Source organism: Pseudomonas sp. B21-012 (genome assembly GCF_024749305.1).
In the GTDB taxonomy this organism is placed as follows: Bacteria; Pseudomonadota; Gammaproteobacteria; order Pseudomonadales; family Pseudomonadaceae; genus Aquipseudomonas.
The window spans coordinates 4,284,065-4,299,563 of record NZ_CP087197.1 but is presented as its reverse complement, the minus strand read 5'-3'; the positions used below and the strand labels follow the sequence as shown (position 1 = coordinate 4,299,563).

Below are 15,499 nucleotides of genomic sequence, written 5' to 3'. Positions count from 1 at the left end.
CCGATGCGCCGCCTTTTCCGAGGCGGACAGATAATGGCTTTGAAGCGAATGATCGCGCTCGGCGCGATTCCCCTGATGTTGATGACCGAGGTCGGTATGGCAAGCAGCCTGCTACTCCCCACGCCCGCGCAACTGGCCGGTGACTGGATGCTTTACCCCGAAAACGATCGAGCCGCGGGTTGTGAAATGCACCTGGATGCAGCGCAAACCTTGCGCGGCGATCTCGAATGCGTAGCAGGGCTGATTGGGCAGCGCCCCAGCGGCTGGCTGCCGACCACTGATACGCTGGCTTTGCTTGATGGCAGCGGTAGCGCGATGGTGCACTTTAACCGTTATAAGCCAGGTATCTTCAAATGGACTTCCATATCCGGAAAGATACTCTTGCTGGAACGTAAGAATAAAGAATAAAGCCTTGTAGGCGATTGCCGATTTTTCAGGGATAGAAAGGCGGACAATGAACAAGCCGACTCATAAAGCCGGGGCACCCCTGTGGGCAGCACTGGCCGATCACAAGTCCACGCTATTGAGTGTGGGTTGTTTTACCGCGTTGATTAACCTGCTTATGTTGGTGCCCTCGATTTATATGCTGCAAGTGTATGATCGGGTACTGTCTTCGCAAAACGAAACAACCCTGTGGATGTTGACGTTGATGGTAGTCGGCTTCTTCGTGTTTATCGGCGCGCTGGAAGCGATCCGCAGTTTTATTGTTATCCGGGTTGGCAACCAGCTGGAGCAGGGCTTTAACCTCAACGTCTACCGTGCGGCCTTTGAACGCAACTTGCGCCAGGGCGACGGGCAGGCCGGGCAAGCACTTAACGACCTCACGCAAGTGAGGCAATTTGTCACCGGTCCTGCACTGTTTGCCTTCTTTGACGCACCCTGGTTTCCGATTTATCTGGCAGTGATTTTCCTCTTCAACGTCTGGCTGGGTGTCATGGCCTGCGCCGGGGCGCTGCTGCTGATCGCCCTGGCGGTGCTCAACGAACGCCTGACTCACAAGCCGCTGGTTGAGGCCAGCGGTTTCCAGCAGCAGTCCACGCACCTGGCCAGCAGCCAGTTGCACAATGCCGAGAGCATCCAGGCCATGGGCATGCTTGGCGCCTTGCGCCAGCGCTGGTTTGCCTTGCATTCGCGCTTTCTGAACCTGCAAAACCAGGCCAGCGATACCTCGGCGGTGATCACCGCGGTGAGCAAGTCGCTGCGCCTGTGCCTGCAGTCGCTGGTGCTGGGGCTGGGTGCCCTGCTGGTGATCGAGGGGCAGATGACTCCGGGGATGATGATCGCCGGTTCCATCCTCATGGGCCGGGTGCTCAGCCCGATCGATCAGCTGATTGCCGTGTGGAAGCAGTGGAGTGGCGCGCACATGGCCTATCAGCGCCTGGATGGCCTGCTGCGCGCGTTTCCCGAGCCGCCGGCGCCGATGGCCTTGCCAGCGCCAAGCGGGCGCCTGGGCTTCGAACAGGTCAGCGCCGGGCCGCCTGGCAAGCGCGTGGCCACCTTGCAGCAGATCAGTTTCAACCTGGGTGCCGGCGAAGTACTTGGCGTGCTCGGCACCTCCGGCTCGGGCAAGTCGACCCTGGCCAAGGTGCTGGTCGGCGTCTGGCCGACCCTGGCCGGTACCGTGCGCCTGGACGGCGCCGACCTGCACCGCTGGGACCGCGAGGCCCTCGGCCCGCATATCGGCTACCTGCCGCAGAACATCGAACTGCTGCGCGGCAGCATTGCCGAGAACATTGCCCGCTTTGCCGAGCTCGACGGCCTCAAGGTGGTCGAAGCCGCGCGCCAGGCCGGCGTGCACGAACTGATTCTGCGCCTGCCGCAAGGCTATGACACACGCCTGGGCGAAGACGGTGGCGACCTGTCAGGCGGGCAGAAGCAACGCATCGCCCTGGCCCGGGCCCTGTACGGCGGGCCGAGCCTGATCGTGCTCGATGAACCCAATTCCAACCTCGACACCAGCGGCGAAGCGGCGCTGGCCACTGCCATCGCCCAGATGAAAGCCCAGGGCCGCACCGTGGTGCTGGTTACGCACCGCTCGGCCGCCCTGGCCCAGGCGGATAAACTGCTGGTGCTCAGCGAGGGCCGGATGCAGGCCTTTGGCCCGACCCATGAAGTCATGCAGGCCCTGAGCCGGGCTCAGGAGCAGGCCCAGCGCCAGCCCGCAAATGCCGCACTGGCAACCGGAGGTGGCGCATGAGCCAGGTCGATAAAAGCCGCAGTGCCCGGTTTTACGTGCGCCTGGGCTGGCTGCTGACCCTGGTCGGTTTTGGCGGGTTCATTGCCTGGGCAACCCTGGCGCCGCTCGATCAAGGCATTGCCGTGCAGGGCACCGTGGTGGTCTCGGGCAAGCGCAAGGCGGTGCAATCCCTGGCCGGTGGCGTGGTCAGCCGCATCCTGGTCAGCGAAGGCCAGTTGGTTAAACAGGGGCAGCCGTTGTTTCGCCTCGACCAGACCCAGGTCCAGGCCGATGTGCAATCGCTGCAGGCCCAGTACCGCTTGGCCTGGGCCAGCCTGGCGCGCTGGCAGAGCGAGCGCGACAACCTCGGCGCAATCATCTTTCCCCCGCAGCTTGCCAGCAACCCCGACCCGCAGCTGAGCCTGGTGCTCGAGAGCCAGCGCCAGCTGTTCAGCAGCCGCCGTGATGCCCAGGCCCGCGAGCAGGCCGGGCTGACCGCCAGTATCGACGGCGCCGTGGCCCAGTTGGCCGGCATGCGCCGCGCCCGTGGCGACCTGCAGGCCCAGGCCGATTCGCTGCGTGAGCAGTTGGAGAACCTCAAGCCGCTGGCAATTCAGGGCTACATTCCGCGCAACCGCTTGCTCGAGTATCAGCGTCAGTTGTCCCAGGTCCAGCGCGACCTGGCGCAAAACAGCGGCGACAGCGCGCGGCTGGAGCAGGGCATTGTCGAGTCGCGGCTGAACCTGCAGCAGCGGCGCGAGGAATATCAGAAAGAGGTGCGCAGCCAGTTGGCCGAAGCGCAACTGAAAAGCCTGACCCTTGAGCAGCAACTGACCTCGGCCGGTTTCGACCTGCAGCACAGCGAGATCCTCGCCCCGGCCGACGGCATTGCGGTCAACCTTGGCGTGCATACCGAGGGCGCGGTGGTGCGCGCCGGCGAAACCTTGCTAGAGGTGGTGCCCCAGGGCACCGCCCTGGAAGTGGAAGGGCGCTTGCCGGTCAACCTTGTGGATAAAGTCGCGATGCAGCTGCCTGTGGATATCCTCTTCACCGCCTTCAATCAGAGCAGTACACCGCGGGTGTCGGGCGAGGTGGCGCTGATTTCCGCCGACCAGTTGCTCGATGACAAGACCGGCCAACCGTATTACGTGCTGCGCAGCACCGTCAGCGAGCAGGCCCTGGCACGCCTGGACGGGCTGGTGATCAAGCCGGGCATGCCGGCCGAATTGTTCGTGCGTACCGGCGAGCGCTCGATGCTCAATTACCTGTTCAAACCCCTGCTCGACCGGGCAGGCACCGCGTTGACCGAACAATAAGGAAGCCCGTGGATGAAAAGCTTGATGACCGGGCTGCTGGCGGCGTTCGCCCTGACAACAGGGGCGGGCGCGCAGGCCATGGGGCCGTTTCAGGTGTATGAACAGGCGCTGCGCAAGGACCCGGTGTTCCTCGGCGCGCTCAAGGCCCGCGACGCCGGGCAGGAAAACCGCGCCATCGGCCGCGCCGGCTTGCTGCCAAACCTTTCGTACAACTACAACAAGGGCCGCAACGATTCCAAGGCCCGCTACCTGGGCGATTCGCGGCGCGAAGATGAAGACCGCCACTACAACAGCTACGGCTCGACCTTCATCCTTCAGCAGCCGTTGCTCGACTACGAGGCCTACGCCAGTTACCGCAAGGGCGTGGCCCAGGCGCTGTTTGCCGACGAGGAGTTTCGCGGCAAGAGCCAGGAACTGCTGGTGCGGGTGATGACCAGCTATACCCAGGCGCTGTTCGCCGACGACCAGATCAGCATCAGTGTCGCCAGCAAGCAGGCCTATCAACAGCAGTTCCAGCAGAACCAGCAACTGTTCCAGCAGGGCGAGGGCACCCGTACCGACATCCTCGAAGCCCAGGCCCGCTATGAGCTGGCCGACGCCGAGGAGATCCAGGCCCGTAACGATCAGGACGCCGCCCTGCGCGAGCTGGGGGCGCTGATCGGCGAGCCTTCGGCGCGCATCGACGAGCTGGCGCCGCTCAACGACGGCTTTGCCCTGCTGGCGCTGCAGCCTGCGACCTACGAGGCCTGGCATGAGCTGGCCCTGGCCAACAACCCGCAACTGGCGTCCCAGCGCCAGGCCCTGCAAGTGGCCGGATTCGAGGTGGAGCGCAACCGGGCCGGGCACCTGCCCAAGGTCACGGCTTACGCGACTTCTCGGCAAATGCAGTCCGACAGTGGCAACACCTATAACCAGCGCTATGACACCAACACCATCGGCATCGAAGTCAGCCTGCCGTTGTTTGCCGGGGGCGGGGTGTCGGCGGCCACCCGTCAGGCCAGCCGCAACCTGGAGCAGGCCGAATATGAACTGGACGGCAATACCCGTACCACCCTGATCGAGCTGCGCCGCCAGTACAACGCCTGCCAGTCCGGCGTCAGCCGCCTGCGTGCCTATCAGCGCGCGCTGACTTCGGCCGAGGCGCTGGTGCAATCGACCCGCCAGAGTGTGCTGGGTGGCGAGCGGGTCAACCTCGATGTGCTCAATGCCGAGCAGCAACTGGCGACCACCCGCCGCGACCTGGCCCAGGCCCGCTACGACTATTTGCTGGCCTGGATCAAGCTGCACTACTACGCCGGGACCCTGCGCGAGGAGCACCTGGCGAGGGTCGATGAAGCCTTTGTGCGCCGTTAGGCGGTACCCAGGCGCACGGCGCGCTGGCGCTCAGCCAGGCCCCAGACCAGCAGGGCCAGGGCGCCGATGCTCAGGCCGGCGATGACGATGCCGTCCCAGCCATAGCGCTGGAACAGCTGCGTGCCGAGCAGCGAGCCGAGGGCGCCGCCGATGAAGTAGCAGGTGATGTAGCCGGCATTCAGGCGGTTGCGCGCTTGCGGACGCAGGACAATCACCGCGTTCTGGTTGCTCACGTGCACCAGCTGCACCGCCAGGTCGAGCAACAGCACGCCAACCAGCAATGCCGCCAGCGACGACTGCGCAAAGGCCAGCGGTACCCACGAAAGCAGCAGTACCAGCAAGCCCACCGTGGTGCCCAGCGGGCCTTTGCCGCGGTCGGCCAGGCGCCCGGCCCAGTTGGCCGACAGGGCCCCGGCGGCACCGGCCAGGCCGAACAGGCCGATCACTGCGTCGGAATAGTGGTAAGGCTCGGCCGACAGCAGAAAGGCCAGCGGCGTCCAGAACAAGGCGAACAGGCTGAACGACAACAGCCCCAGCAGCGAGCGCAAGCGCAGGATCGGCTCGTCGACGAACAGGCGGAACATCGAGCCGAGCAACGCCGGATAGCTGAGCCCGGCGTGCTGATGGCGCTCGGGCAGGGCACGGAACAGGGCGATCGCCGACAGCCCCATCAACCCTGCCGCCAACAGGTAGATGCTGCGCCAGCTACCCAGTTCAGCCATGAAGCCGGCAGCCGTGCGCGCCAGCAGGATGCCCAGCAGCAGCCCGCTCATCAGCGTGCCGACCACCCGCCCGCGTTGCGCCGGATCACTCAGGCCCGCCGCCATCGGCACCAGCACTTGGGCGACCACCGAAAACAGGCCGGTGAGGGTGGTGCCGATCAGCAGCCATATCAGGCTTGGCGAAAAGGCGCTGATCAGCAGGCCCAGGGTGCTGATGGCAATCATGCTGACGATCAGCTTGCGTTGTTCGAACAGGTCGCCCAGTGGGGCCAGCAACAACAGGCCGGCGCCGTAGCTCAGTTGCGCGGCCATGACGATTGCCCCGGCGCTGGCGGTGGTCAGGCCGAAATGCTCGGCGATGCTGTGCAGCAAGGGTTGTGCGTAGTAGTTGCTGGCGACCGCGAGGCCTGTGGCAGTGGCCATCAGCAAAATCAGGCCGCGGCTCAGGGGGTGGGTGGCAGAGGTCATGGACCGTCTCTAATCAGTGGCAGTTGGAGGTGTCAGTATGGGAAATGCGCTAGCATGACGCCAATGTATCGTTTTCATTCTATCCATCTTGAAAATAGATCGGTCCATGAATCTCAAGCAGATTGAATATGCCTTGGCGGTAGTCGACACCGGCAGCTTCACCCGCGCCGCCGAGCGCTGCCATGTGGTGCAGTCGGCCTTGAGCCATCAGATTGCCCGGCTGGAAGAAACCCTCGGCGTCAGCCTGTTCGAGCGTAGCTCGCGGCGCGTGCGCCTGACGCCTGCGGGGGAAGCTTTTGTGCAAAGCGCACGGCCAGCACTGGAGGCGACTCGAAGGATTGCCGAGGATGTTGCCGCCGCCTGCGGTGAAGTGCGCGGGCAATTGTCGATCGGCGAGATCACCTCGCTGACCGAGCTGGACCTGGTCGATCTGCTGGCTGATTTTCATGCCCAACATCCACGGGTGGACATCCGCTGGCTGATGGCCAAGAGCGAGTTGCTGATCGCCGACGTGCGCGAGCGACGCCTGGACGTGGGTTTTATCGGAATCTGGCCGGGCGAGCGCCTGGAGGGCGTCGAGTACCGTCTGCTGGCCGAAGAAGAATTGGTGGCGGTGATGGCTGTCGAGCACCCTTTGGCAGGCAAGACTCGCTTGTCCCTGGCCGATCTTGAAGCCCAGCCGCTGGTGGATTTTCCCGCCGGTAGCGGGGCACGCCGGCAAACCGACGAAGCCTTCGCCGCCGCCGGGGTACGCCATCGGGTGCAGTTCGAAATGACCAATATCCGCCTGGTTGAAAAGTTCGCCAAACGCGGCCTGGCGATTGGCCTGGTGCCGGCGCGAATTGCCAACGGCTTCAATGGCGTGGCGTCGGTAGCGGTCGAGGATGCGCCGGTGCGGCATGTTTATGCGATCTGGTCGACGCACCCGACCCCGGCCGCCAGGGCCTTTGTCCAGTTGATTGAGCAGCGCCTGGCGGTCCGGGACGGCCATTGACCTGCCTCAGGCAGCGAAGCCGCCATCGATGGTCAGGCTGGCGCCGGTAATGTAGGCCGTCTCCGGGCCGGCCAGGTAGGCGACGAAGCTGGCGATTTCCTCGACGTGGCCGTAGCGACCCACCGCCATCAAGCCCATCAGGCTTTCAGCAAACTCGCCCTGGGCCGGGTTCATGTCGGTGTCCACCGGGCCAGGCTGGACATTGTTGATGGTGATGCCCAGGGGGCCGAGGTCACGGGCCAGGCCGCGGGTCAGGCCGACCAGCGCCGACTTGCTCATGGCATAGGGGCCGCCGCCGGCGAAGGGCATGCGCTCGGCATTGGTGCTGCCGATGTTGATGATTCGCCCGCCCTGGCCCATGTGCCGGGCAGCGGCCTGGGTGGCGACGAAAACGCTGCGCACATTCACCGCCAGGGTACGGTCGAAGTCTTCCAGGCTGAAATCCGCCAGTGGCCCGACGGCCAGTACCCCGGCGTTGTTGACCAGGATATCCAGGCCACCGAAGGCCTCGACGGTGCTTGCCACAGCCTGCTGCACGGCGCTGGCATCGGCGCTGTCGGCCTTGATTGCCAGGGCCTTGCCGCCGGCGGTGATGATGCTCTGCTGCAAGGCATCGGCCTGGGCCGTGGCATTGGCGTAGGTGAAGGCGACACTGGCGCCTTCGGCGGCCAGGCGTTTGACGATGGCAGCGCCGATACCGCGCGAGCCACCCTGGATCAGGGCTACTTTACCGTTGAGGCTGGATTGGGTCGACATGCTGTGCTCCCGAAAGAACAAGGCCGGATGCCTTGGATGGGGCTCAGTATCGGCCGCTGATTACCCTGCCGGTAGCCAGTAATCGCTATAGTCTGTGTAAACCAGAAGTATGGAATCGCCGCGATGGAGTCGTTCAGCAGTATCGAGTGTTTTGTCCGCAGCGCCGAGGTCGGCAGCTTTGCCGAAGCCGCGCGGCGCCTGAGCCTGACCCCGGCGGCAGTGGGCAAGAACGTCGCCCGCCTGGAGGCACGCCTGGGTGTGCGCTTGTTCCAGCGCAGTACTCGGCGCCTGACCCTGACCGAGGCCGGCCAGCGCTTTCTCGGTGAGGTAGCGGCGAGTTTCCAGACCATCCAGTACGCCGTGGCTAACCTTGCCAGTGCCGAAGGGCAGCCGGCCGGTACCCTGAAAGTGAGCATGGGCACGGTGTTCGGCCGTCTGTACATTGTGCCGTTGCTGGCTGAGTTCCTGCGGCGCTACCCGGCCATCAGCCCCGATTGGCATTTTGATAACCGCCAGGTCGACCTGATTGGCCAGGGTTTCGATGCGGCCATTGGCGGCGGCTTCGATCTGCCGCAAGGCGTGGTGGCGCGCAAGCTGACTCCGGCGCACCGGATTCTGGTAGCGGCGCCGGCCTACCTGCAGCAGCATCCGCCGATCACCCAGCCTGGCGACTTGCACGCACTCGATGGCATCCTCATCCGTTCGCCGCAAACCGGGCGCGTGCGCTCCTGGCCGCTGACCAGCCGCGAGCGGGAACAAAGTCCGTTGAGCCTGCGCCTGCGCATGACCATGAGCGATTCGGAAGCCGCCTGCGCGGCAGCGGAGCAGGGCCTGGGCGTAGCGCTGGTGAGCATGCCATTTGCCGTGCCGTACCTGCAGGCCGGGCGGCTGCTGCGAGTGTTGCCGGACTGGTATGTGGACGACGGCAACATCTCGCTGTACTACGCCGAACACAAACTGTTGCCGGGCAAGACCCGGGCCTTTGTCGATTTTATCATCGAGCAGTTTGCCAGCCAGGGGTTGGCGCAGCGCTTTGATGCCTTGGGATCTTTGTGAAGGCGCAGCCTTCCTGATCACAGAACCTTGAGGATGAAGTAACGCTGGGACACCCCGCCAAGCACCAGGCTGACCTCATCCTCTTCGACCTTGCCGAGCAGTCCCTGACCCAGTGGCGAGCGCGGGGTGATCACCGTGACCAGGTGCTCGCCCTGGCCAATCTTCAGGCCCGCGCCTTCGGGGCCGAGGAATAACTGCTGGCAACTGCCGTTCTCGGCCTCGAGGGTCACCAGGTTGCTGACCTGGATGCCGCGTTGCGGGTCATAGTCGCGCAGCAGCAACTGCTGGTACGCCGCCCGCGCCTGGCGGATCTCTTCCATGCGCCGGGCTTGCCCGGTGGCCAGGTACGAAGCCTCAAGGCCCAGGGTGTCGTACTTGTTCTCGGCGATGTTCTCTTCGGCGGTGGCCGCTTCATAGGCGGTTTGCGCCGCGCGCTGGGCGACGTCCAGGTCGAAGGTCAGGGTATCGATGATGCGTTGCAGCAGGTCGGCTTTGTTCATGGTGTCAGTTGCAAAATTCCAGGACATGGGCGCGACTTTTTTCCGTGGGCAGGTTGCGGTTTTGCTGCAGCCAGAACTGGCACTTGGGGTTGGACAGGTTGCGCATGCTGCCTTGTGCCTGTTCTTCGGCCTGCTGTACCTGCTGGTTGCGCAGGATCTGCTGGTACTGCTCGAACATCTGCTGTTGCGGGTCTGCCGCCAGCGGGGGCGCCGGGGCGATGGCAGGCGGCGCAAGCACCTGGCCGATCGGCGGCACCGTCGCGGGAAGCAGGCGCCCGGCCAGCCACAAGCTCAGGGCGATGGCCACGGCGCCAAGCCACAGGCCCAGGGCAATGCACAGGATCAGTTGCAGCGGCTTGAGGGTGATCTTCAGTTCGCGAGGGCGGGGCATGATGGCCTCCTGGCCAGGACACGGGTGGCCATTGTCGCATGGTGCAGCAGGTTTTTTACCTGCCATGCTTTTGTCTGCGATGATTTACCCGGACAATCGGCGCTTTTTCCAAGGGGCCCGCGATGAAAGCGCACTGGGACATCTTCTGTTGTGTCGTCGACAACTACGGCGACATCGGCGTGACCTGGCGCCTGGCCCGGCAATTGGTGGCCGAGCAGGGCCAGGCGGTGCGCCTGTGGGTGGATGACCTTAAGGCGTTCGTGCGTATTTGTCCCGAGGCCCGGGCCGATGCCGCCCAGCAATGGCAACAGGGCGTTGATGTGCGCCAATGGCCTGGCGAGTGGCAGGAGACGGCGGTAGCGCAGGTGGTGATTGGCGCGTTCGCTTGTCAGTTGCCGCCCGCTTATGTGCAGGCGATGCTCGATCAGCCACGTGCGCCATTGTGGCTGAACCTGGATTATCTCAGCGCCGAAGACTGGGTCGAAGGCTGCCATGGTTTGCCGTCGCCCCAGGCCAATGGCTTGCGCAAGGTGTTTTTCTTTCCGGGCTTCACCCGCAAAACCGGCGGCTTGCTGCGTGAGGCGAACCTGTTGGCACAACGCGACGTGCTGCAGCAGGACCCTGCCGCACGTACCGCGTTTCTGCAGCGCCTGGGCGTGACGCCAGCGGCAAACGCCCGCCTGATTTCGCTGTTCGCCTACGAAAACCCCGGCGTGGCCAGCTGGCTCGAGGCCCTGGCTGGCGACAGCCGCGCCAATCATCTACTGGTGCCCGAAGGCCGGGTGCTGGGCGATGTTCAGGCCTGGCTCGGCGAGCCGCTGTGCGTCGGCAGTGTTGCCCGGCGCGGCGCACTGACCGTGCAGATCCTGCCGTTCGTCTGCCAGGACGATTACGACCGGCTGCTGTGGAGTTGCGATTTCAATGCAGTGCGCGGTGAAGACTCTTTCGTTCGCGCGCAATGGGCGGCACGACCGCTGCTTTGGCATATTTATGTGCAGGAAGAGTATGCCCACTGGGAAAAACTCGAAGCGTTTCTGGATCTGTACATCCAGGGCCTGAGCGCTGCGGCAGGCGACGCGCTGGTTCAATTGTGGCGCGCCTGGAACATGGACTGCGACATGGGCCAGGCCTGGCAGCAGGTGCTGCTGCACTGGGACGAACTCGACCAGCACGCCCGCCGCTGGAGCGCCGCGCAGGCCGCTCAGCCGGACCTTGCCACGGCGCTGGTACAGTTTTACCGAAATTGGCTATGATATGCGGCCTCGATTTTTGTAAATCCATCCAAATTCGGATATATCGCAATGAAAACTGGTAAAGAACTGAAACCCGGTACCGTGATCCGTATCGACAACGATCCATGGCTGGTTCAGAAGGCTGAGTTCACCAAGTCGGGCCGTAACAGCGCGATCATGAAAACCAAGCTGAAGAACCTGCTGACCGGCTACAAGACTGAAACCGTCTACTCGGCCGACGACAAGCTGGACGACGTAATCCTGGATCGCAAAGAAGCGACCCTGTCGTTCATCAACGGCGACACCTACACCTTCATGGACACCACTGACTACACCATGTACGAGCTGAACGCCGAAGACATCGAGGCCGTTCTGCCGTTCATCGAAGAAGGCATGGAAGACGTCTGCGAAGCCGTGTTCTTCGAAGAGCGCCTGGTTTCGGTTGACCTGCCAACCACCATCGTGCGTCAGGTTGACTACACCGAAGGTTCCGCTCGCGGCGACACTTCGGGCAAGGTCATGAAGCCTGCCAAGCTGAAGAACGGCACCGAGCTGAGCGTTGCTGACTTCATCGAAATCGGCGACTGGATCGAGATCGACACTCGCGAAGGTGGCTCCTACAAGGGCCGTGCCAAGGTCTAAGCCTGGCATTCCTGCGCAATCGAAAAACCCGGCCTTGGCCGGGTTTTTTTTATGCCTGGGGTTTTATCACTCAGACAGTGACATGCAAGCGTACATCAACGTTGCCACGGGTGGCATTGGAGTACGGGCAGACCTGGTGAGCGGCGTCGACCAGTGCTTGCGCCTCAGCCTGGTCCAGGCCCGGCAGGTTGATGTTCAGGTCGATATCCAGACCGAAGCCACCCGGAATCTGGCCGATGCCGACCTTGGCAGTGATCGAGCTGTCAGCAGGCAGGGCCTTTTTCTGCTGGCCGGCGACAAACTTCAGGGCGCCGATAAAGCAGGCCGAATAGCCGGCGGCAAACAGCTGTTCGGGGTTGGTGCCGTCACCACCGGCGCCGCCCAGTTCCTTGGGGGTGCTCAGTTTGACTTCCAGCTTGCCGTCGCTGGAGCTCGATTTACCGTCGCGGCCACCGGTGGATGTGGCTTGGGCAATGTACAGCGGAGTGACTTTTTGCATGATGAGCCTCGCTTGTGAGTGGCGCCGCGGCGCTGAGTGGGTGCGGAAATTAAATTAGCGCGCAATTATTTAGTGCGCAAGATAATTTTTCGGCTGACCTACCAACGGTCATCTACCAGCATAGCCCTCAGAGGCTTTTTTGCAGGTTGGCGCGCAGTTCCAGCAAGTCGGCCTGCAGCTTTTGCAGGCGTTGGAGGTTCTCGCCACTGGCGGCGAGGATGCAGTGCGGCACATCCTTGGCCCGGGCTTGCAAGGCGCGGCCCTGGTCGCTCAACTGCACCAGCACGACCCGTTCATCTTCACGGCTGCGGGTACGCTTGAGCAGGCCTTCGGCTTCCAGGCGCTTGAGCAAGGGAGTGAGCGAGCCTGGATCGGTGAGCAGGCGCTGGCTTATCTCGCCGACGGTCAGGCCGTCCTGTTCCCACAGCACCAACATCGCCAGGTATTGTGGGTACGTCAGCCCAAGCTTGTGCAGCAGCGGCTTGTAGACCTTGGTCATCAGCAGCGAAGTCGAATGCAGAGCAAAGCACACCTGGTTATCCAGGCGCAGTTCGTCGCAGGGAGCGGGCGCTTTCGGGTCGGCGTTCATGCACATCCTTTCATGGGTTGAGTCCTTTAAATTTAGCACGCAAGTCATTAGCGCACTTACTGCCAGCGCAGCTCGCTTTGCAGCGCCAGGTCCCATGGCGGGATCGGGCTGAAGCGGCTCTTGAGGAATTCGAGCAGCAAACGGCTGCGAGAGTTCGTTTCATGTTCCAGGCGCAGGGCATAGATGCCACTGCTTTCGGCGCTGGGCAATCCGTTGTCACAGAATAGCGGCAGCAATTCGCCGCGCAGCAGGTACTCGCTGATCAGCCAGGTGGGCAGGTGGGCGATGCCCAGGCCGGCGAGGGCGCCGAACAGCAGGGTTTCGGCATTGTTGGCACTCATGCGCATGCGCGTCGGGCGGTACAGGCGCATCTGCCCCTCGACCGCGAAGCGCCAGGCGAAGGGCGGGGCCAGGCCGTCCCAGTCCAGGCCATCGTGTTCAGGCAGTTCAGCCGGGCTGGCGGGAATGCCGCGCTGGGCCAGATAGCCGGGGCTGGCGCAGGCAATGCGCACCATATAGGCCAGCGGCGTGGCCACCAGGCGAGTGTCGGCCAGCGGGCCGGCGCGCAGTACCAGGTCGACTTCGCCCAGGTGCGCGCCGTGCAGGTCGACGAAGCTGTCGATCAGGCGCAGTTGTACGTCCAGGCCGGGATAGGCAACGAGGAAATCGGCGATGGCCGGGGCCAGATGGCGGCGGCCGAAGGCGGCCGGGGCGTCGATGCGAATCAGGCCTTCCGGGGCATTGCTCAGCGACACCGCTTCAGCCCGGGCCAGGCGCAGTTCTTCGACAATTCGCCGGGCGCGCTCGGCAAAGGCATTGCCCGCCGGCGTCGGCCTTAGCGCATGGGTACTGCGCACGAACAGGCGGCTGCCGACTGCGCTTTCCAGGCTGTCGATACGCCGTGCCACCGCCGAAGGCGTCAACGGATGACGCCTGGCAGTAGCGGAGAAGCTGCCGGTTTCCAGCACATCGAGAAACAGGCTGAGTTGTTCGGTCAGGGCGTCGGGGTTCATGGCGGCAGATCTGCTTTTGCGTAAATGGCACAGCCATTGTGCGTTGCTGTGCGTTTCCCCGCTAGCGCCAGCTCGGTAGCATGCAGCGCTTGGCACTTCAGAGAGACAGCAATGATCGAGTGGGTGATGTACATAGCGCTGGGCGCGGCACTGGGTACCGTGGGCGGGTTGTTCGGCATTGGCGGCGGGCTGATCGCGATTCCGGCGCTGGGGGTGCTGTTCGGCCTCGACCAGCAACTGGCCCAGGGCACGGCGTTGGTGATGGTGGTGCCCAACGTGCTGCTGGCACTGTGGCGGTATCACCAGCGCAATCGCATTGAGCTCAGGCATGCGCTGCCGCTGGCGGCGAGCAGTTTTGTGTTTGCCTGGCTGGGTTCGATCTGGGCGGTGGGCGTCGATGCCCAGGCAATGCGTTTTGGCTTCGTGCTGTTTCTGGTGGCGCTGGCGGCCTGGAACCTGGCGCGGATGTTCATGCGCACGGCGCAACCGTCCAGCGAGCTGCGCCAACCCTGGCCGTGGCTGGGTGTGCTGGGAAGCGGCGCCGGGGTGCTGGGCGGCTTGTTCGGGGTCGGCGGGGCGGTGGTGGCAACGCCAGTGCTGACCAGCGTGTTCGGCACCACCCAGGTGGTTGCCCAGGGTTTGTCGCTGGCGTTGGCGGCCCCGAGCACGGCCGTTACTTTGCTGACTTATGGTCTGCATCAACACGTGCAGTGGAGCATGGGCATCCCGCTGGCGGTCGGTGGCCTGCTGAGCATCAGTTGGGGTGTGAAACTGGCTCACGCCCTGCCGGAAAAAGTCCTGCGTTCGCTGTTCTGCGGCTTTCTGGTGCTGTGCGCGGTAATGCTCGCGTTCAAGATCTGAAGCCCTCGATGATGTAGTCGGCCAGGCAGTCGGTCATTTCCGACTGCGTGGTGCGATTGCGCAGCAGCATGATGCTGGCGGTGGGCAGTGGGGGCAGACCTTCGGCCTCGCCGATGATCTGCAGGTCGCTGGTGATCAGGCTCTGCAATTGCGCGGTGACCGCCAGGCCGGCGCTGACCACGGCCATGATCGCCGCAGTGCTGGCGCTGGTGTAGGCGATCCGGTACTCCTTCTCGATGGCATCCAGGGCGTTGCAGGCCCAGGTCCGGCAGTAACAATCGCAGTTGAACATCGCCAGCGGCAGCGGGTTGTGCTCATGCGGGCAGAAGCCCTGGGCCTGCACCCACACTGCGCGCTCGCGGCGCAGCAACTGGCCGATTTCGTTGCCAGGCTCGCGAGTGACGATGGTCAGGTCCAGATCCTGGCGTTGCATCAGCTGCCGCGAACTTTCGCAGTGCACCTCGACCTGCACCAGCGGATAGGCCTGGGCAAAACTTGAGAGGATGCCCGGCAGAAAACGCATGGCGTAGTCGTCCGGGGTGCCGATGCGCACCACACCGACCATGTGCGGCATGCGCAGGGTATTGAATACCTCGCCGTGCAGCTTGAGGATCCGCCGGGCATAGCCCAGCAGCACCTGGCCCTCGGCGGTCAGGCGCACCTGGCGGCCATCGCGCTCGAACAGCTGGCGCTGGATGATGTCCTCCTCCAGGCGTTTCATCTGCATGCTCACCGCCGACTGGGTACGGTTGACCACTTCGCCGGCACGGGTGAAGCCGCCGTGTTCGGCGATGGCGACAAAGGTGCGCAGTACGTCGGAATCGATACTCTGGTACTGGGACAAGGCATCAATCTCCTAGATGTATTACATAAGAAACATTCGTTGGATTGATCTTATGCCCGAGCTGACACTGTCGTCATCCCAACAGGA

Annotated in this window: 17 protein-coding genes; 9 read left to right on the top strand and 8 right to left on the bottom strand. The window is 63.7% G+C overall.

Annotated elements, in window-relative coordinates; all coding sequences use genetic code 11:
- Positions 1–3 precede the first annotated feature (3 nt).
- From LOY37_RS19575 to LOY37_RS19560, 4 genes are read left to right on the top strand one after another with little or no spacing between them, the layout of a single operon-like run.
- A complete protein-coding gene (locus LOY37_RS19575) occupies positions 4–408 on the top strand; it encodes an AprI/Inh family metalloprotease inhibitor (protein ID WP_230090888.1) in 405 nt (134 codons plus the stop codon).
- Positions 409–454: 46 nt separating this feature from the next.
- On the top strand, positions 455–2,197 hold the full coding sequence (locus tag LOY37_RS19570) for a type I secretion system permease/ATPase (protein WP_258594485.1): 1,743 nt from the start codon (positions 455–457) through the stop codon (positions 2,195–2,197).
- Positions 2,194–3,492, top strand: coding sequence for an HlyD family type I secretion periplasmic adaptor subunit (locus LOY37_RS19565; protein WP_045195256.1), 1,299 nt, complete (start codon positions 2,194–2,196; stop codon positions 3,490–3,492). The genes LOY37_RS19570 and LOY37_RS19565 overlap by 4 nt, the downstream gene beginning before the upstream one ends.
- Positions 3,493–3,504: 12 nt before the next feature.
- On the top strand, positions 3,505–4,845 hold the full coding sequence (locus LOY37_RS19560) for a TolC family outer membrane protein (RefSeq protein ID WP_213603548.1): 1,341 nt from the start codon (positions 3,505–3,507) through the stop codon (positions 4,843–4,845).
- Here LOY37_RS19560 and LOY37_RS19555 read toward each other — a convergent pair.
- Positions 4,842–6,035: an MFS transporter gene (locus LOY37_RS19555; RefSeq protein WP_258715552.1), complete on the bottom strand. Its 1,194-nt coding sequence runs from the start codon at positions 6,033–6,035 to the stop codon at positions 4,842–4,844. The genes LOY37_RS19560 and LOY37_RS19555 overlap by 4 nt on opposite strands.
- Positions 6,036–6,141: 106 nt before the next feature.
- On the opposite strand from LOY37_RS19555, the gene LOY37_RS19550 reads away from it, so the two are divergent.
- Complete coding sequence (locus LOY37_RS19550) at positions 6,142–7,029, top strand: LysR family transcriptional regulator (protein WP_258715551.1); 888 nt, start codon at positions 6,142–6,144, stop codon at positions 7,027–7,029.
- Between the two features lie 6 nt (positions 7,030–7,035).
- Here the strand turns inward: LOY37_RS19550 and LOY37_RS19545 are convergent, their stop codons facing one another.
- Positions 7,036–7,785 carry a 3-oxoacyl-ACP reductase family protein gene (locus LOY37_RS19545; protein WP_258715550.1) on the bottom strand — a complete coding sequence of 250 codons (750 nt, stop codon included), beginning with the start codon at positions 7,783–7,785 and terminating at the stop codon, positions 7,036–7,038.
- A gap of 123 nt (positions 7,786–7,908) precedes the next feature.
- Between LOY37_RS19545 and LOY37_RS19540 the strand changes: the two genes are divergently transcribed.
- Positions 7,909–8,841: a LysR family transcriptional regulator gene (locus tag LOY37_RS19540; RefSeq protein ID WP_093380520.1), complete on the top strand. Its 933-nt coding sequence runs from the start codon at positions 7,909–7,911 to the stop codon at positions 8,839–8,841.
- Positions 8,842–8,858: 17 nt separating this feature from the next.
- Here LOY37_RS19540 and LOY37_RS19535 read toward each other — a convergent pair whose 3' ends face one another.
- Together LOY37_RS19535 and LOY37_RS19530 are read right to left on the bottom strand one after the other, a co-directional pair.
- Positions 8,859–9,341 carry a transcription elongation factor GreAB gene (locus tag LOY37_RS19535; RefSeq protein WP_258715549.1) on the bottom strand — a complete coding sequence of 161 codons (483 nt, stop codon included), beginning with the start codon at positions 9,339–9,341 and terminating at the stop codon, positions 8,859–8,861.
- Between the two features lie 4 nt (positions 9,342–9,345).
- The gene (locus LOY37_RS19530; protein ID WP_258715548.1) at positions 9,346–9,732 is read right to left on the bottom strand and encodes a hypothetical protein; all 387 of its coding nucleotides are present in this window, start codon (positions 9,730–9,732) and stop codon (positions 9,346–9,348) included.
- Between the two features lie 122 nt (positions 9,733–9,854).
- Between LOY37_RS19530 and earP the strand changes: the two genes are divergently transcribed.
- Together earP and LOY37_RS19520 are read left to right on the top strand one after the other, a co-directional pair.
- Positions 9,855–10,985 carry an elongation factor P maturation arginine rhamnosyltransferase EarP gene (gene earP / locus LOY37_RS19525; RefSeq protein ID WP_258715547.1) on the top strand — a complete coding sequence of 377 codons (1,131 nt, stop codon included), beginning with the start codon at positions 9,855–9,857 and terminating at the stop codon, positions 10,983–10,985.
- Between the two features lie 48 nt (positions 10,986–11,033).
- Positions 11,034–11,606, top strand: coding sequence for an elongation factor P (locus LOY37_RS19520; RefSeq protein WP_038994110.1), 573 nt, complete (start codon positions 11,034–11,036; stop codon positions 11,604–11,606).
- Positions 11,607–11,676: 70 nt separating this feature from the next.
- Here the strand turns inward: LOY37_RS19520 and LOY37_RS19515 are convergent, their stop codons facing one another.
- From LOY37_RS19515 to LOY37_RS19505, 3 genes are all read right to left on the bottom strand, one after another.
- Complete coding sequence (locus LOY37_RS19515) at positions 11,677–12,105, bottom strand: organic hydroperoxide resistance protein (protein WP_045195238.1); 429 nt, start codon at positions 12,103–12,105, stop codon at positions 11,677–11,679.
- A gap of 127 nt (positions 12,106–12,232) precedes the next feature.
- Positions 12,233–12,694, bottom strand: a complete 462-nt coding sequence (locus tag LOY37_RS19510) for a MarR family winged helix-turn-helix transcriptional regulator (RefSeq protein ID WP_093380528.1) — start codon at positions 12,692–12,694, stop codon at positions 12,233–12,235.
- A 56-nt stretch (positions 12,695–12,750) separates the two neighbouring features.
- Complete coding sequence (locus LOY37_RS19505; RefSeq protein WP_258594476.1) at positions 12,751–13,707, bottom strand: LysR family transcriptional regulator; 957 nt, start codon at positions 13,705–13,707, stop codon at positions 12,751–12,753.
- Positions 13,708–13,818: 111 nt separating this feature from the next.
- Here LOY37_RS19505 and LOY37_RS19500 point away from each other — a divergent pair, with 111 nt between their 5' ends.
- Positions 13,819–14,568 carry a sulfite exporter TauE/SafE family protein gene (locus LOY37_RS19500; protein WP_093380533.1) on the top strand — a complete coding sequence of 250 codons (750 nt, stop codon included), beginning with the start codon at positions 13,819–13,821 and terminating at the stop codon, positions 14,566–14,568.
- Here the strand turns inward: LOY37_RS19500 and LOY37_RS19495 are convergent.
- Positions 14,558–15,412 carry a LysR family transcriptional regulator gene (locus LOY37_RS19495; RefSeq protein WP_093380535.1) on the bottom strand — a complete coding sequence of 285 codons (855 nt, stop codon included), beginning with the start codon at positions 15,410–15,412 and terminating at the stop codon, positions 14,558–14,560. The genes LOY37_RS19500 and LOY37_RS19495 overlap by 11 nt on opposite strands.
- Positions 15,413–15,499: the final 87 nt, after the last annotated feature.

What these genes read in the sequence shown, in the direction of transcription:
- LOY37_RS19560 (WP_213603548.1), top strand. Translation starts at nt 3,505, where the DNA reads ATGAAAAGCTTGATGACCGGGCTGCTGGCGGCGTTCGCCCTGACAACA.
- LOY37_RS19500 (WP_093380533.1), top strand. Translation starts at nt 13,819, where the DNA reads ATGATCGAGTGGGTGATGTACATAGCGCTGGGCGCGGCACTGGGTACC.
- LOY37_RS19550 (WP_258715551.1), top strand. Translation starts at nt 6,142, where the DNA reads ATGAATCTCAAGCAGATTGAATATGCCTTGGCGGTAGTCGACACCGGC.
- LOY37_RS19520 (WP_038994110.1), top strand. Translation starts at nt 11,034, where the DNA reads ATGAAAACTGGTAAAGAACTGAAACCCGGTACCGTGATCCGTATCGAC.
- earP (WP_258715547.1), top strand. Translation starts at nt 9,855, where the DNA reads ATGAAAGCGCACTGGGACATCTTCTGTTGTGTCGTCGACAACTACGGC.
- LOY37_RS19530 (WP_258715548.1), bottom strand. Translation starts at nt 9,732, where the DNA reads ATGCCCCGCCCTCGCGAACTGAAGATCACCCTCAAGCCGCTGCAACTG.
- LOY37_RS19510 (WP_093380528.1), bottom strand. Translation starts at nt 12,694, where the DNA reads ATGAACGCCGACCCGAAAGCGCCCGCTCCCTGCGACGAACTGCGCCTG.
- LOY37_RS19515 (WP_045195238.1), bottom strand. Translation starts at nt 12,105, where the DNA reads ATGCAAAAAGTCACTCCGCTGTACATTGCCCAAGCCACATCCACCGGT.
- LOY37_RS19535 (WP_258715549.1), bottom strand. Translation starts at nt 9,341, where the DNA reads ATGAACAAAGCCGACCTGCTGCAACGCATCATCGATACCCTGACCTTC.
- LOY37_RS19545 (WP_258715550.1), bottom strand. Translation starts at nt 7,785, where the DNA reads ATGTCGACCCAATCCAGCCTCAACGGTAAAGTAGCCCTGATCCAGGGT.
- LOY37_RS19540 (WP_093380520.1), top strand. Translation starts at nt 7,909, where the DNA reads ATGGAGTCGTTCAGCAGTATCGAGTGTTTTGTCCGCAGCGCCGAGGTC.
- LOY37_RS19555 (WP_258715552.1), bottom strand. Translation starts at nt 6,035, where the DNA reads ATGACCTCTGCCACCCACCCCCTGAGCCGCGGCCTGATTTTGCTGATG.
- LOY37_RS19575 (WP_230090888.1), top strand. Translation starts at nt 4, where the DNA reads ATGCGCCGCCTTTTCCGAGGCGGACAGATAATGGCTTTGAAGCGAATG.
- LOY37_RS19505 (WP_258594476.1), bottom strand. Translation starts at nt 13,707, where the DNA reads ATGAACCCCGACGCCCTGACCGAACAACTCAGCCTGTTTCTCGATGTG.
- LOY37_RS19565 (WP_045195256.1), top strand. Translation starts at nt 2,194, where the DNA reads ATGAGCCAGGTCGATAAAAGCCGCAGTGCCCGGTTTTACGTGCGCCTG.
- LOY37_RS19570 (WP_258594485.1), top strand. Translation starts at nt 455, where the DNA reads ATGAACAAGCCGACTCATAAAGCCGGGGCACCCCTGTGGGCAGCACTG.